The sequence below is a fragment of the Vibrio sp. MMH1-50 genome, assembly GCF_022347645.1.
Lineage (GTDB): Bacteria > Pseudomonadota > Gammaproteobacteria > Enterobacterales > Vibrionaceae > Vibrio > Vibrio harveyi.
The window spans coordinates 26136-39289 of record NZ_JAKRGG010000045.1 but is presented as its reverse complement, the minus strand read 5'-3'; the positions used below and the strand labels follow the sequence as shown (position 1 = coordinate 39289).

The window sequence follows — 13154 nt, the reverse complement described above, 5'->3', positions numbered from 1 at the left end:
AGAAAGCACCTACAAACGCTGCCCAAAGGGTTCGGCTAAAAGCGTTTTACTCTTTGTTGAGTCAATTTTACTTAGAACCACTAGGCTTCAATCGACTCGTCGCGATTAAAACGCTTTTATCTCGAACAAAATTTAACCACGAAAGATAAACAGACCCTAATAATTACAACAAAGATTGACGGTACGCTTTAGGCGTGAGATTCATCATTCGCTTAAACGCACGGGTGAAATGAGCAGAATCGGAGTAGCCTGTTTTGAGCGCAATATGCGTAATACTCAGGTCACGGTCAGCTAACAGCTCTAGCGTTTGTTTAAGCACCAAGCCTTCGATCACTTCTCTATAGGTCGTATCCTCATTTGCTAGCCGCCTTTGTATGGTACGAGCATTCATGTCAATCAACTCACCAGCGAACTGGATAGAGATCTTACCCATTGAGAGATAAGGCGTCAGCGCCCTTGCTAATGCGTCACTGAACTTATCATCCTCACCCCGAAAACTTGTATTTGGCGCTGTTTGGGATGGCGTGAAAGCAATCGGCTGGTTAATCCATTCACTAGGGATTGAGATTGCAGTAACCGGTCTACCTGCAAAGAACTGCGCGCTCTTCATACCCGGCAACAGATTGAAAGGTTCGGCTTCTACATCTTGAATCCCGACTTCTACCAATCGCCATTGGGGGCCAACAAGCTTTTTGAGCAACTCATTCATGAACATCGCGGAGAACATTTCTGCGTAGCGAAACCATTCTCTGTTTGCGTCTTGTTTTTCTCTGACGAGCCACCATTTACCGCCACGCGATACGACCGAAAGACTGACATTATCTGAGATCTGTTTTAGCAGTTGGGAGACTTCTTCCAATGCCGCTTTAAGTGAATGCGTTTGAGTAATTTGATTGGCAAACCTAGGAACGTAGATATCGTGACAAAGCGTCCAAGTAAGCAAGGCAAACTTCTCGGACGATGCTCGTTCACCTAAGGTTTGGAATACCGATTTTAATGCACTTTCTGGCACAAACGCATTAGAGGATTGGCTGGATAAGATATCCTGTGGCATACGTGCGGTTTCAAGTAAGGAATGAATATCACCATCAAGCTCATTGAGCATCGTGGCAAAAAGCTTTACTTCTTCCGAGTGGACCAAAGGAATATCTGTATTGGGCATGCAAGCTATCATCTTAAAATACCAAGGATTATTTTAGTTTAAGCACAAACTTCCGGGCTGTCATTAGTCACAATCCAAGTGCAATTTGATAATGAGAGACGACTCACTCTGAACAGAAGAGCCAACGCACATTGACATTCAACATAGATCATTGCCTGTTCAAGAACTTGCCAATTCACGCCACAGATACGTTCTATTCACTTTTAAAGCACTATTTAAAGCGCTATTTATACTTCTATGAATGTGATGATTTTCACGCTTTCTTAATCAGCAATCGTTTTCTAGGAATTTTTCCTAGTCGATCTAAGCCCTCCTCTCATGTAGTTAAAAAGAGGACTCTCTACAATCGCCAGCAGTTAAAAGAAAGCGAGCACGCAAGTGCATCACACTAATACAAGAGAGTTCACGATGTTAAAATTCCTTGAACAAGTCCGGAAGCCTACCCTAGACCTTCCAGTCGAAGCGCGTAGAAAAATGTGGTTCAAACCATTTATCCAATCTTACCTAGTGGTATTCATTGGTTACTTGACCATGTACCTGATCCGTAAAAACTTCAACGTCGCACAAAACGACATGATTTCTACTTACGGTTTGTCGATGACAGATCTAGGTTTGATTGGTCTCGGTTTCTCAATTACTTACGGTATCGGTAAGACCGTGGTTTCCTACTATGCCGATGGTAAAAACACCAAGCAGTTCCTTCCTTTCATGCTTATCCTTTCTGGTCTGGCAATGCTTGGTTTCAGTTTCAGCATGGGCGGTGGCAGCGCGAGCTTGTTCTTGATGGTAGCGTTCTACGCACTAAGTGGTTTCTTCCAAAGTACTGGTGGTCCTTCTAGTTACTCGACCATCACTAAGTGGACACCGCGTAACAAGCGTGGTTCTTACCTAGGCCTTTGGAACATGTCTCACAACGTAGGTGGTGCGGGTGCTGCAGGTGTGGCTCTGTTTGGTGCTAACTACTTGTTTGACGGTCACGTGATCGGCATGTTCGTGTTCCCTTCTATCATTGCGATCATCGTTGGTTTCATCGGTATGCGCTATGGTAACGACTCTCCGGAAGCCTACGGTCTAGGTAAAGTAGAAGAGCTATTTGATGAAGCAGTCAGCGAAGAAGACGAAGCGGCTGAAGGCAATCAAATGACTAAGAAAGAGATCTTTGTTGAATACGTTCTGAAAAACAAAGTGATCTGGCTACTGTGCTTCGCAAACATCTTCCTTTACATCGTGCGTATCGGTATCGACCAATGGTCAACGGTTTACGCATACCAAGAACTTGGTCTATCAAAAGAAGCAGCAATCTCTGGCTTCACCCTATTCGAAGTGGGTGCGTTAGTCGGCACATTGATGTGGGGTTACTTATCTGACCTTGCGAATGGTCGCCGTGCGCTAGTGGCTTGTGTTTCTTTGGGTTTGATCATCGTATCACTTGAGTTCTACCAACACGCAACCAGTGAGTTCATGTACCTAGCGTCCCTATTTGTTCTTGGCTTCCTAGTATTTGGTCCTCAACTGCTTATCGGTGTTGCGGCGGTTGGCTTTGTTCCTAAGAAAGCAATCAGTGTGGCAGACGGCGTAAAAGGCACATTCGCTTACCTAATTGGTGACAGCTTCGCGAAATTGGGTCTTGGTATGATTGCAGATGGCACACCAATCTTTGGTCTAACGGGTTGGAAAGGCACGTTCGCTGCCCTAGATACCTCAGCAATGATTTGTATTGTTTTGCTTGCTTTCGTTGCTATTGCAGAAGAGAAAAAGATTCGTCAAAACAAGAAGAAGCTTGAACTCGCAGAAAACCAAGCTTAATCAAACAGCGCGCTTTGCTAGTCAAAGCGCGCTAGATCATTAAATAAACTTGGTCAATTTAGTATCATAGTAGGTTTTTATTGAGCTCTCTATATCAAAGGTGCCAAAGGATTGTCTCCTATCTAGCGCCGATTGGTATTGAGCTCATTTTCGTTTGTGTATTGCTGAAGTTTGGTATTTAAGATGATTAACGTAGCGCTTGTTGATGACCATGTCATTGTTCGTTCTGGATTTGCTCAGTTGTTGAGCCTTGAGCCAGACATGAATGTTGTAGGTGAATTTAGCTCGGTAGCAGAAGCTCGAGTGGGATTACCTGCGTGCAAGCCAAATGTAGTTATCCTAGATATCTCGATGGCAGACGAAAGTGGGCTTACCCTACTCTCCGAAATCCCTTCAGGCATTGCTTGTGTCATGCTTAGCGTGCACGACTCTCCCGCAATGGTTGAAAAGTCACTTAAACTCGGCGCAAAAGGTTACCTAAGTAAACGTTGTAGTCCTGACGAGTTGATTCAAGCCGTACGAACCAGTGCTTTGGGCGGTTGTTATTTAACGCCTGATATTGCGTTGAAGCTCGCGACACCAAGTGACAAAGCGGCAACGCTGACTCAACTGACTCGCCGAGAAAACGAAGTGTGCCAATTATTGGCTCGTGGTTTAGATGTGAAATCAATCGCCACTGAGCTTGGCTTAAGCCATAAAACCGTTCACGTTCACCGTGCAAACGCCATGGATAAGCTTGGCGTGAAGAACAACGTTGAGCTCGCCAAACTGTTCTCGCAAGAGTCGTTTTAATGCGTAGCTACACCATCACCTCCATTTGCGGTTTATTCATGACAGGATGCTCGTGGTTCTGTCTGTGGGTGATCGCTTATTACTTTGTGAACGATGCGGAGCTCGCGATCTTGTTGTTCCCTTTTGCGTTGCGTTTGGGACTAACACTGCATACGCGTACAAAGTATTGGGCAACGATTTATCTCGCCGAATGGGGATTGACCGTTGCTCTTGCTCTACTTCTTGAACAGCCGCAATGGCTAATGGTGTTGGTTGCCAGCTTCCTGAGCTTGCCGGTTGTTTACCTTGCTAAGCGTTATTACAAAGGCGATCAGAACCAGCATTTAGCGGTTATGACGGTCGTGTTACTCGTGACGTCTTGCATTAACGTACTAGCGGTTGGTTATCACGTCCAATCTGTCTACATGGCATGGTTAGCGAGCATTGCTGGCGGTTTGTTGATTCTGCCAATGTGCTATTTGCTTTGGAACTATCTCTTCCAAAGCCCTTGGTCACCGCTGACCTCGAATTTGTTAGCCAACGAAGTTCAGTTCAAAGTTCGTCATATTCTGCTTTATAGTGTGTTGTTGATTGCCAGCATTTTGGTTCAAACCAGCCTGCCGGATGAGTTAAAACGCTTCGCGCCTTTCTGCATGGCAATCCCAATCATTGTGCTTGCGCTACGCTACGGCTGGCAAGGTGCACTGCTTGCGACCATGTTAAATAGTATCGCGCTGATTGCTGCGCGAAGCGGTGTTTCGAATCTGGAAATCACGGACCTTCTGTTGTCCCTTTCGGCACAAACCTTAACTGGCATCATGCTCGGTTTAGCGGTGCAGAAACAAAAAGATCTTAACCAAAAGCTTCGTGGCGAATTATCGAGAAACCAAACCTTGTCTCGACAGCTCATTCAAGCGGAAGAGTCGGTCCGTCGTGACGTGGCAAGAGAACTGCACGATGAAATTGGTCAGAACATCACAGCAATCCGTACCCAAGCGAGCATCATTAAGCGGGTCGATAACGCTGAAATGAACACACGCTGTGCCGATATGATCGAAAACCTATCACTCAATGTTTATGACACGACCAAACATCTGCTGAGCAAACTTCGCCCGAAAATGCTCGACGATCTGGATTTAAAAGACTCCGTTCACCAGTTAACCCGTGAAATGGAGTTCGACAATCATGGCACTCGCGTTGTGCTTGATTGGCAAGGTGACTATGAGTCTTTAGGCGACACGCTAAAAGTCACCCTATTCCGTTTATGCCAAGAAGCGTTAAACAACGCAGCTAAATACGCGAATGCGACGTCTATCGTTATCGAGCTCTCTATTGATGAGAACATTTCGTTGAACATCGCAGACAACGGCATTGGTTTCAAAACCGAAGACTGCATGAAAGGCATGGGCGTTCGCGGCATGCAAGAACGCGTGCAAGCACTTGGCGGCAAAATGTATATCTACTCTTTGAACGATCATGTGGATGGCACACAAATCGCCATCACATTACCTAAGGTGTAACGAGCATGTTTGGATTATTTCAGTCTCCGAGCTACAACCAAGCTCCCCTTAGCAAAGACCAAGTGGATGAACGCTATCGCTATTGGCGTCTGCACATCATGCTGGGTATGTATCTTGGTTATGCAGGCTTTTACTTCACTCGTAAAACGTTTAACTACGCTGCTCCCGCGATGATTGCTGATTTAGGTTTAGATAAAGCCGATATCGGTATGATTGGTACGCTTTTCTACATCACCTATGGTTTATCGAAGTTTATCTCGGGCACCATTTCTGACCGTTCTAACCCTCGCTTTTTCATGGGTGTCGGTTTAATCGCGACGGGCCTTATCAATATCGCGTTTGGCTTCTCTAGCTCTTTGGTCGCACTCGCTGCACTTTGGGTGATGAACGCTTGGTTCCAAGGCTGGGGTTGGCCTTCGTGCTCTAAGTTACTTACCACTTGGTATTCGCGCTCAGAACGTGGCTTCTTATGGGCAATTTGGAACACCGCTCATAACGTAGGTGGCGCTTTGATTCCCCTACTCGTTGGATTTCTCACATTCCATTACAGCTGGCGAGAAGGCTTTATCGTACCGGGCGTTATCGGCGTGATTCTTGGTGTCGTTGTTTGTTGGCGCTTGCGCGATAAACCGACAACTCAAGGACTGCCAACGGTTGGTCAATGGCGTGATGACAAGTTAGAACTGGCGCAAGAAAATCACGGGCAAGGTCTGAGTTATAAAGAAATCCTCAAACAATACGTGTTCAACAACAAGTACATTTGGCTGCTCGCATTTAGCTATGTACTGGTTTACATCGTGCGCACCGCCATCAATGACTGGGGGAATTTGTACCTGACAGAACAACACCACTACAGTCTAATCAATGCCAACGCAGCATTGTCGATGTTTGAAATCGGTGGCTTTGTTGGTTCTCTAGTGGCTGGTTGGGGCTCGGATAAACTGTTCGGTGGTAACCGAGGTCCAATGAACCTGTTATTTGCGGCTGGTATTTTCTTATCTGTTGCTGCGCTTTGGTTGATGCCGTTAACCAACTTTGCCTTTCAAGCTGCGGGGTTGTTCTCGATTGGTTTCTTCGTGTTTGGTCCACAAATGTTGATTGGCATGGCAGCGGCAGAATGTTCGCACAAAGATTCTGCTGGTGCAGCAACAGGCTTTGTTGGTTTGTTTGCTTACATGGGAGCCGCACTTTCTGGCTATCCATTGGCATTGATTCTTGAAGAGTACAGCTGGACTGGATTCTTTATAACCATCTCGGTATGCGCAGCCGTTATTGGTTTGTTGTTATTACCGTTCTTACAGGCTCAACCTTCGAGAAAGCCGCTCGCTCCCAAGCTTAGGTTGTAGACACATCATTGTAGAAGCGACTTCTACACCTCTTAGGGTGAGTTAACCGCTCATCCGCCCAATCTCCACTATTTTTTGCTTCCGATTCAGTTCGGAGGGTTTTCTACGGGTAAAATTAATGAATTCGAATACTATTTCATCAAAATGCTTCTTCAAAATGGACAATAAGATCCAAAACTACGACTGGGGAAGCCGCACGGCTATCCACGATTTATTTGGCTTTGCTAATGAAGCTCAACAACCTCAAGCCGAGGTTTGGATGGGTACGCATCCGAATGGTTGCTCTATCGTTAAACAAGGAAGTAATACTGCTTCGAGTACAATTGTTTCATTATCAGAATTGATCAAACAAGATCCGTCAGCGTTTCTATCCCAAAGTACGGCAGACGCCTTTGGTGACCTACCTTTCCTCTTCAAGATTCTTGCGGCGGATAAAGCACTATCTATTCAAGTGCACCCAAACAAGCAAGATGCTGAGATCGGTTATGCAAAAGAACAAGAGTTAGCTGTACCGCTGAGTGCATTCAATCGGAATTACAAAGATGCCAACCACAAGCCAGAACTGGTTTACGCCCTAACGGAATATCAAGCGATGAACGGGTTTCGTCCATTTGATGAAATCATCGCTGAGTTCCGCCTGTGTGACATTCCTGAAATCAACGGCTACCTAGAACAGTTTGAGATCAATCCCAACCAAGATGGGTTGTGTCAGTTCTTCGTAGAGATTCTTTCCATGGAAGAAGCACGCAAGGCTAACGCAGTGGATCACTTATTAAGTTACGCAGCAGCCAACCTAGTACGCCCTGTGTGCGAATTGATTTTAGACCTTGCTGCTCAGTACCCGAATGACGTGGGTTTGTTTGCCCCTTTACTGCTAAATGTTATTACGCTTAAACCCGGTGAAGCCATGTTCTTAAGCGCAAGAACACCTCATGCTTACATTAAGGGCACCGGTCTGGAAATCATGGCGAACTCAGACAACGTACTTCGCGCTGGTTTAACACCAAAACACATGGATGTGGAAGAACTGGTTAAGTGTACCGACTTTATTCCAAAACCGATGAACACGCTGCTAACCAAAGCAGAAATCAAAGACTGTGAGCATCACTTCCCTGTTCCTGTACAAGACTTCAAATTCTCTGTGTTCCAAGAGCCAAAAGATCAACAAGTTGAGATGAGCAGTGCGGAAATCTTAATGCCGATCGATGCAGACGTAACGCTTCTTGCAAAAAGCGGCGAAACGTTAGTGCTTGGTAAAGGGCAATCGGCTTTCATTCCTGCTTATGTGGGTAGCTACACAATCCGTTGTGAAGGTCGCGTTGCTCGTGCATTTAATGGCTAAGTTCATATCCTCTTAAAATAAGAATGGCGGAGACTTTTCACCTCCGCCATTCAAACCATTCATTTGTTTGCTAACTCTGTGCTTGAGCCAAACGAATACTCACCAAACTTGCCACCATGATGGCTAAGTAAAAGCTCCCGACTATCGCTTCAAAGAAAACGAAGAACTGAGCCACTGGAACCGTCGGTGAAATGTCACCATAGCCCACTGTCGTTAATGTGATAAAGCTAAAGTACAAAGCATTAAACAAGTTCGACAGCCAAGGTTTTGCTTCTAATCCAGTGAAAGAGCTTGGGAAAAACTCCAACACCAACAAGTAAATCACCGCCCACGCAAGCCCTAGTAGCAGATAGATACAAATTGAACCGATGATGTGGTTTGTCGTGACCGACTTGGTCAAAACCACCTGCTTTAGCGCCGAGTATATATGTGAAAACAAGAAAACCAGTAATGCACCTAGCGTCAAAATGGACAGATCTAAATGCTCTAAAAACGACATACCATAGGAGATGACGGCCACAATCAGTAACACACCATACCATGTACGATTGGATTTGTTCTTCTTGTTGATGCCTGCAATCGAAGCACCTAGTGTCACCACCAAAAGAGCAAGAACAAATTCCTGCCCATCTGGATAAAACTGATGCATCACAGCACAGCCGAAAAACAACGCAATGAGTGCAAAGAACAAAAAGTAAAAGTTATCTTCCCTGGTCATCGGTTTCATGATGCCACCTCTGCTTTGTCTTCCTCCTTCGCTTTTTGGTCAATACTCAGTGCTTTGTTTGCTTCAGTGTCATCTTCATCTAACCAGTTCACCATCAACTGGTAAGTCAGGCTCAGTACCACGGCACCAACAAACAGACCAACGATACCAGACATTGCCATACCACCCAGAGCACCAAGTAGTGTCACAAGCATCGGAGTGTCAGAACCACGGCTTAGAAGTACTGGTTTCAGTACCGCATCACTCGCGCTCACCAAAATACACCAAACTAAGAAGATGCCAGCAACCAGTGTTGATTCGACGCTAAACACGTAAATAATCGCAGGAATCAATGCCAGAATCGGAGGCAACTGAACAATCGCAATCAGAATCACAGCAACCATCCAAAGCGCAGCAGCAGGAACGCCAACTGCGACCATACCAACACCCGCCATGACAGATTGAATCAGTGCAACGCCAATCACACCTTGAACGACACTGCGAACGGTCGATTTTGAAAGATCAATCAACGCTTCGCCTTTCTTGTTGGTAAGGCGGTCTGCTAGCTTGGTAAAACCTTTTTGGCAAACTTCAGCATTGCTCATGAACGCACCTGCAATCATGGTCGAAATGATGAACTGGATGAAACCACCACTTACCGAGCCAACAATAGATGCTGCTTGAGAAAGGAAGCCTTTCACTTGCTCGCCATACTTAACCAAGAAGCCTTCCATGTTGGTCGATGCATAGTTAATCGCAACGAACATTTTGTCGCCCACGACAGGGATCTCTTTTAAGCTTTCTTGTGGCTTAGGTACAACTAAGGTGCCGTCTTGCAGCCCAGTGACGACCTCGGTACCACTGGTATATAGACCGGATGAGAGCGCGATAAGTGGGATTAAGAGTAACAGCACACCAATAGTGCTGAGGAGTGCGCTCGCCTTACCTTTTGAAATACCTAAGCGATTATGAAGGGACATCATGACTGGGTAGAGCGCGATGGCAATAATACCGCCCCACACGACCAACATAATGAATGGACTGAGGATAGAGAAACACCACCAGATCAGTAACGCTACGGCTCCGATCTTGATAGCGGCGTCTATCGCCTGTTTAGAGAAATCATTTGAAGCTTTCATAGCGTTACCTTTTCACTGTCTGTTAAGTGTTATGTTTGCAAAAACTTCCATTGTCGGGTTTCCAAAAAGAGTGATGCGAGGATCATGTACGTCCCGACCAACACCAATTGGAAGATTCGGATAAATGTATTGCTGTCGATATCTCCGGAGCTCATTAGCGTGCTGCCGATCAAGACAAGCAAGGTACTGAACGCCGTAGCGAATATCGGTGCCTTCTCTGGCACGGTGTAAATCTTCTTCCCTATCAATACCGCCAATAACGCAATAAAGGCGGTGTAAAAGAATATGCTTGGCACAATGGCGAGAATCGAGAAAGCCAAGATGGCAAGTATCCCGCCGATACCGTTACTGATGATTAAGAAGGCGCTTAATTTGACTGACTTCTCTGACGTAATCATCAAAGACAGCAACGCGACAAACATCATGGTGAGCAACGCTTCTGAAATCTGAAAGACAAAGAAGAAGCACACCACAGGAAACGAAATCAACATGGCTCGAAATGAAGCATGCCAACGTTGCTCCTTACCAATCGGTGGAGCCGCATAACCAGCAAACTCACTGTCTGGCTCTGGTAGATAAATATGAACCAGGGCAAAAATCGCCACCGATACCGCACCGGAAATTGCCAAGCCACTCGCGAGCACAACAGAAATTGCTGGGTTATTTATTGCCATAAACGGCAACATCAACACCGCAATCAACAAAATGGTCGCGAACAGATTCCATTTGGGGTCAGTAAACAAGTAGTAACCCCATGCCATCATCAAGCCGACGGCAATCAGTAGAACAATTGGGTACTGAGTAATGCCTCCTGAAAGAAGCAACCCCAACCCCATGGTGGCAATCAATGCCAGCAGCAACTCGTAAATCGTTTCTCTATGAAGGTTTGGCTTATCGACCAAGAACTTCGCGGTAAATACCGGCGCGACAAACGCCAGTTGCCAATTAATCCAAGCAGCGAGAAACACCGCCAGACCTACACCAATGGTGAAGCGCAGAATCCGGCGTTGAGTTGCGTTATCAATGCTCAGATTATCGGACATAAGACAGTACGCTCAGTAGACGAATCCAAAGTTTGCCGAGGGTGTTGAACACGAAGTTGTCACCGCTATAAACAATCACGTCTGCTTGACCGCCAACACGTAGCATTCCTGTTACCTCTTCACGATCAAACTCGATAGCGATTGGTAGCATTTGCGTTTGGCGTAACCAGCCTGTTTGTTGGTTGGCTTGCGCGAGCTTACCCGCTTGTTGGTTTTGTCCCCAATCGACACCCCAGTCAATGCTGCTGACTTTGCCTTTGATGACTTTGCCAGGAACAAAATCGAGGGCGATTTCCACTTCATCACCAATGCTGACGTTGCCTAAACTGTTTTCACGGAAGTACGCCTCAATCCAAATGTCTTCTGTCGACACAAACGTCATGATTGGCTGACCTGCTGAAGCGTAGAAGCCTTCGGTTAAGCTGAAGTTCGAAACACCGCCTTGAGTTGGCGCACGAATCACAGTACGTTCTAAGTTCAGTTGAGCTTGCTCAAGTGCCAGCAATGCTGCCTTAACTTGACTGTTTTCTTCACCTTCTGCGCCAAGTTGTTGTTTCGCTTTTTCAAGATCCGCTTCTGCATTTACTACGTTTGCTCTCGCCGTTGCCAATGATGCTCTCGCTTTGTCCGCGTCTGATTTCGACACAACACCTTTCTCTGCCATGGCAAGAACACGGTTGGCTTGCGCTTCGGTGTTTTGGCGTTCAACAATCGCAGAAGTTAACCTTGCTTGAGCCGAAGCGATTGATGCGGTTTGTGCACCGACATTTTGCCCTGCGATTTCAAGATTCTCTTCGGCTTGCTTTACCGCGATTTCATAGTCAGATTTATCGAGAACGGCGAGCTCATCGCCTTCTTCAACAAGTTGGTTCGGACGAACATTAATATTGAGGACATTGCCAGAAACCTGGGGCTTTATTGGCACGATATAACCTTTAACACGCGCATTGTCGGTCACTGGAATGATGCGATCTGACACAATACTGAAGCCGAGCATGACAACAATAAATAAAAGCAGATAGTTGGTGACCGTCTTTACTTTGTCTTTTTTATTCGTCTCTTTGTTTTCCGCCACTTCCGTTGGCTGTTTCTCGTTTTCGTTCTCGGACATGTTATCCCCTTGCCATTGAATAGATTGAACATTTTAAGAATATACCGTCCTGTCCAACCTGCCATTAATTGAAGAATAAATAGCGAGCTATATCAAAAACCGTGCGTTATGCGCTAAGATTGGTTGAAGGTCACTTGGGCATACATGGAGTATTCGCTTGATGCCAAATCAAACATTTCATCTACCCGTTATTCAGACTAACTATGCTCGTATTCTGGTCGAGGTCTTTGCCGACTATGGCTTGGACAAACACAAATTGCTCAGTGATGCCGGTTTGCCTGCGGACTTATTCCAGACCGAGAGTGACTACATCCCATCTGAATCGATAAAGCGTTTGATTCATTTAACTTCTTCTCAACTCGGCATTACAAAATTTACCGACTTATTAGTGTTAGTCTTCCGCCGCCGCGTCATACCTAATGTCCTGCATCAGTTTGTGTCGTTTCAAACCATCGGTGAATCAATGCAACACATTGATGAGATATTCAGTTTAGACTCCCCCGGCAGTAACGTTTGTTTCGAAACCCTTCATGGTCACGCTTGGTTCTGTCGTTTCTCTGAACAAAAAGACACACAAATTGCGGACTGGTCTGAAGCATTTGCTGTCATTTACATCACGGAACTCATCAGCATTTTGACCAAAACCACTTGGTATCCAAGCAAGGTTCGCCTACAAGGAAGCAACAGTGACATCATGAAAAGTGTTGTACCTAGCCAGTGCCAGATATTCGTAGGTCAAGAGAAGACTGGTGTTTACATTCCCGATGACATTCTTAACGTACCCATTCAAATATCAGACTCACAGTTAGGCACTGAACCAAGTCAGATTCAGTGGCATACGAGTTTTACCGATAGCGTGTTTGAACTCCTGCGCCCTTATGTGCGAGAGCGTAATTTGTCGATAGAAGAAGCGGCTCAATTGCTGAGCTATTCTGTTCGAACCTTTCAAAGAAAGTTAAAGAATGAAGGGACTTCTTTTCGACATATTAAGGAGTCATTGATGTTCTCTGTTTCTTGCGAATTGATGGAAGAAGGACACTCTCTCACTTATATATCCAATCAACTTGGCTACACCAGTATTTCGCACTTCTCGCGCGCCTTTAAAAGAGTGTCCGGGTTATCTCCTAAAGTGTATAAACAGTCTATTGCGCTGAACGCATCCAGCACTTCGTGACGTTATACTGCTCAGTCCATTTGAGGCTTGGTAC

At 45.7% G+C, this 13154-nt stretch carries 11 protein-coding genes; 6 read left to right on the top strand and 5 right to left on the bottom strand.

The window, feature by feature from the left end; all coding sequences use genetic code 11:
- Positions 1 to 163 precede the first annotated feature (163 nt).
- Positions 164 to 1162, bottom strand: coding sequence for a helix-turn-helix transcriptional regulator (locus MHO32_RS22720; protein WP_239214197.1), 999 nt, complete (start codon positions 1160 to 1162; stop codon positions 164 to 166).
- Positions 1163 to 1570: 408 nt separating this feature from the next.
- Here MHO32_RS22720 and uhpT point away from each other — a divergent pair, with 408 nt between their 5' ends.
- The 5 genes from uhpT to manA all read left to right on the top strand — a co-directional run bounded on the left by uhpT (position 1571) and on the right by manA (position 7947).
- Positions 1571 to 2968 (top strand): hexose-6-phosphate:phosphate antiporter, encoded by a 1398-nt coding sequence (uhpT, locus tag MHO32_RS22715; protein ID WP_005446907.1) that lies wholly within the window; start codon positions 1571 to 1573, stop codon positions 2966 to 2968.
- Between the two features lie 183 nt (positions 2969 to 3151).
- Positions 3152 to 3760, top strand: a complete 609-nt coding sequence (uhpA, locus tag MHO32_RS22710) for a transcriptional regulator UhpA (protein WP_017819640.1) — start codon at positions 3152 to 3154, stop codon at positions 3758 to 3760.
- Positions 3760 to 5259, top strand: coding sequence for a signal transduction histidine-protein kinase/phosphatase UhpB (uhpB, locus tag MHO32_RS22705; protein ID WP_239214195.1), 1500 nt, complete (start codon positions 3760 to 3762; stop codon positions 5257 to 5259). Before uhpA ends, uhpB begins: the two co-directional genes overlap by 1 nt.
- A gap of 5 nt (positions 5260 to 5264) precedes the next feature.
- The gene (locus MHO32_RS22700; RefSeq protein WP_038877356.1) at positions 5265 to 6605 is read left to right on the top strand and encodes an MFS transporter; all 1341 of its coding nucleotides are present in this window, start codon (positions 5265 to 5267) and stop codon (positions 6603 to 6605) included.
- A 118-nt stretch (positions 6606 to 6723) separates the two neighbouring features.
- Complete coding sequence (gene manA, locus MHO32_RS22695; RefSeq protein ID WP_239214193.1) at positions 6724 to 7947, top strand: mannose-6-phosphate isomerase, class I; 1224 nt, start codon at positions 6724 to 6726, stop codon at positions 7945 to 7947.
- 70 nt (positions 7948 to 8017) lie between these two features.
- Here manA and MHO32_RS22690 read toward each other — a convergent pair whose 3' ends face one another.
- From MHO32_RS22690 to MHO32_RS22675, 4 genes are read right to left on the bottom strand one after another with little or no spacing between them, the layout of a single operon-like run.
- On the bottom strand, positions 8018 to 8674 hold the full coding sequence (locus MHO32_RS22690) for a potassium channel family protein (protein WP_005446913.1): 657 nt from the start codon (positions 8672 to 8674) through the stop codon (positions 8018 to 8020).
- Positions 8671 to 9792 (bottom strand): AI-2E family transporter, encoded by a 1122-nt coding sequence (locus tag MHO32_RS22685; protein WP_239214190.1) that lies wholly within the window; start codon positions 9790 to 9792, stop codon positions 8671 to 8673. Before MHO32_RS22685 ends, MHO32_RS22690 begins: the two co-directional genes overlap by 4 nt.
- A 29-nt stretch (positions 9793 to 9821) precedes the next feature.
- A complete protein-coding gene (locus MHO32_RS22680; protein WP_017189078.1) occupies positions 9822 to 10835 on the bottom strand; it encodes a DUF2955 domain-containing protein in 1014 nt (337 codons plus the stop codon).
- A complete protein-coding gene (locus MHO32_RS22675) occupies positions 10825 to 11946 on the bottom strand; it encodes an HlyD family secretion protein (RefSeq protein ID WP_005446916.1) in 1122 nt (373 codons plus the stop codon). Before MHO32_RS22675 ends, MHO32_RS22680 begins: the two co-directional genes overlap by 11 nt.
- Before the next feature lie 160 nt (positions 11947 to 12106).
- On the opposite strand from MHO32_RS22675, the gene MHO32_RS22670 reads away from it, so the two are divergent.
- Positions 12107 to 13120, top strand: a complete 1014-nt coding sequence (locus MHO32_RS22670) for a helix-turn-helix domain-containing protein (RefSeq protein WP_239214187.1) — start codon at positions 12107 to 12109, stop codon at positions 13118 to 13120.
- The last annotated feature ends 34 nt before the right edge of the window (positions 13121 to 13154 follow it).

Bases quoted from the DNA above. Each gene is read 5' to 3' on its own strand.
- MHO32_RS22720 (WP_239214197.1), bottom strand. From the start codon at position 1,162: ATGCCCAATACAGATATTCCTTTGGTCCACTCGGAAGAAGTAAAGCTT.
- uhpT (WP_005446907.1), top strand. From the start codon at position 1,571: ATGTTAAAATTCCTTGAACAAGTCCGGAAGCCTACCCTAGACCTTCCA.
- uhpA (WP_017819640.1), top strand. From the start codon at position 3,152: ATGATTAACGTAGCGCTTGTTGATGACCATGTCATTGTTCGTTCTGGA.
- uhpB (WP_239214195.1), top strand. From the start codon at position 3,760: ATGCGTAGCTACACCATCACCTCCATTTGCGGTTTATTCATGACAGGA.
- MHO32_RS22700 (WP_038877356.1), top strand. From the start codon at position 5,265: ATGTTTGGATTATTTCAGTCTCCGAGCTACAACCAAGCTCCCCTTAGC.
- manA (WP_239214193.1), top strand. From the start codon at position 6,724: ATGAATTCGAATACTATTTCATCAAAATGCTTCTTCAAAATGGACAAT.
- MHO32_RS22690 (WP_005446913.1), bottom strand. From the start codon at position 8,674: ATGAAACCGATGACCAGGGAAGATAACTTTTACTTTTTGTTCTTTGCA.
- MHO32_RS22685 (WP_239214190.1), bottom strand. From the start codon at position 9,792: ATGAAAGCTTCAAATGATTTCTCTAAACAGGCGATAGACGCCGCTATC.
- MHO32_RS22680 (WP_017189078.1), bottom strand. From the start codon at position 10,835: ATGTCCGATAATCTGAGCATTGATAACGCAACTCAACGCCGGATTCTG.
- MHO32_RS22675 (WP_005446916.1), bottom strand. From the start codon at position 11,946: ATGTCCGAGAACGAAAACGAGAAACAGCCAACGGAAGTGGCGGAAAAC.
- MHO32_RS22670 (WP_239214187.1), top strand. From the start codon at position 12,107: ATGCCAAATCAAACATTTCATCTACCCGTTATTCAGACTAACTATGCT.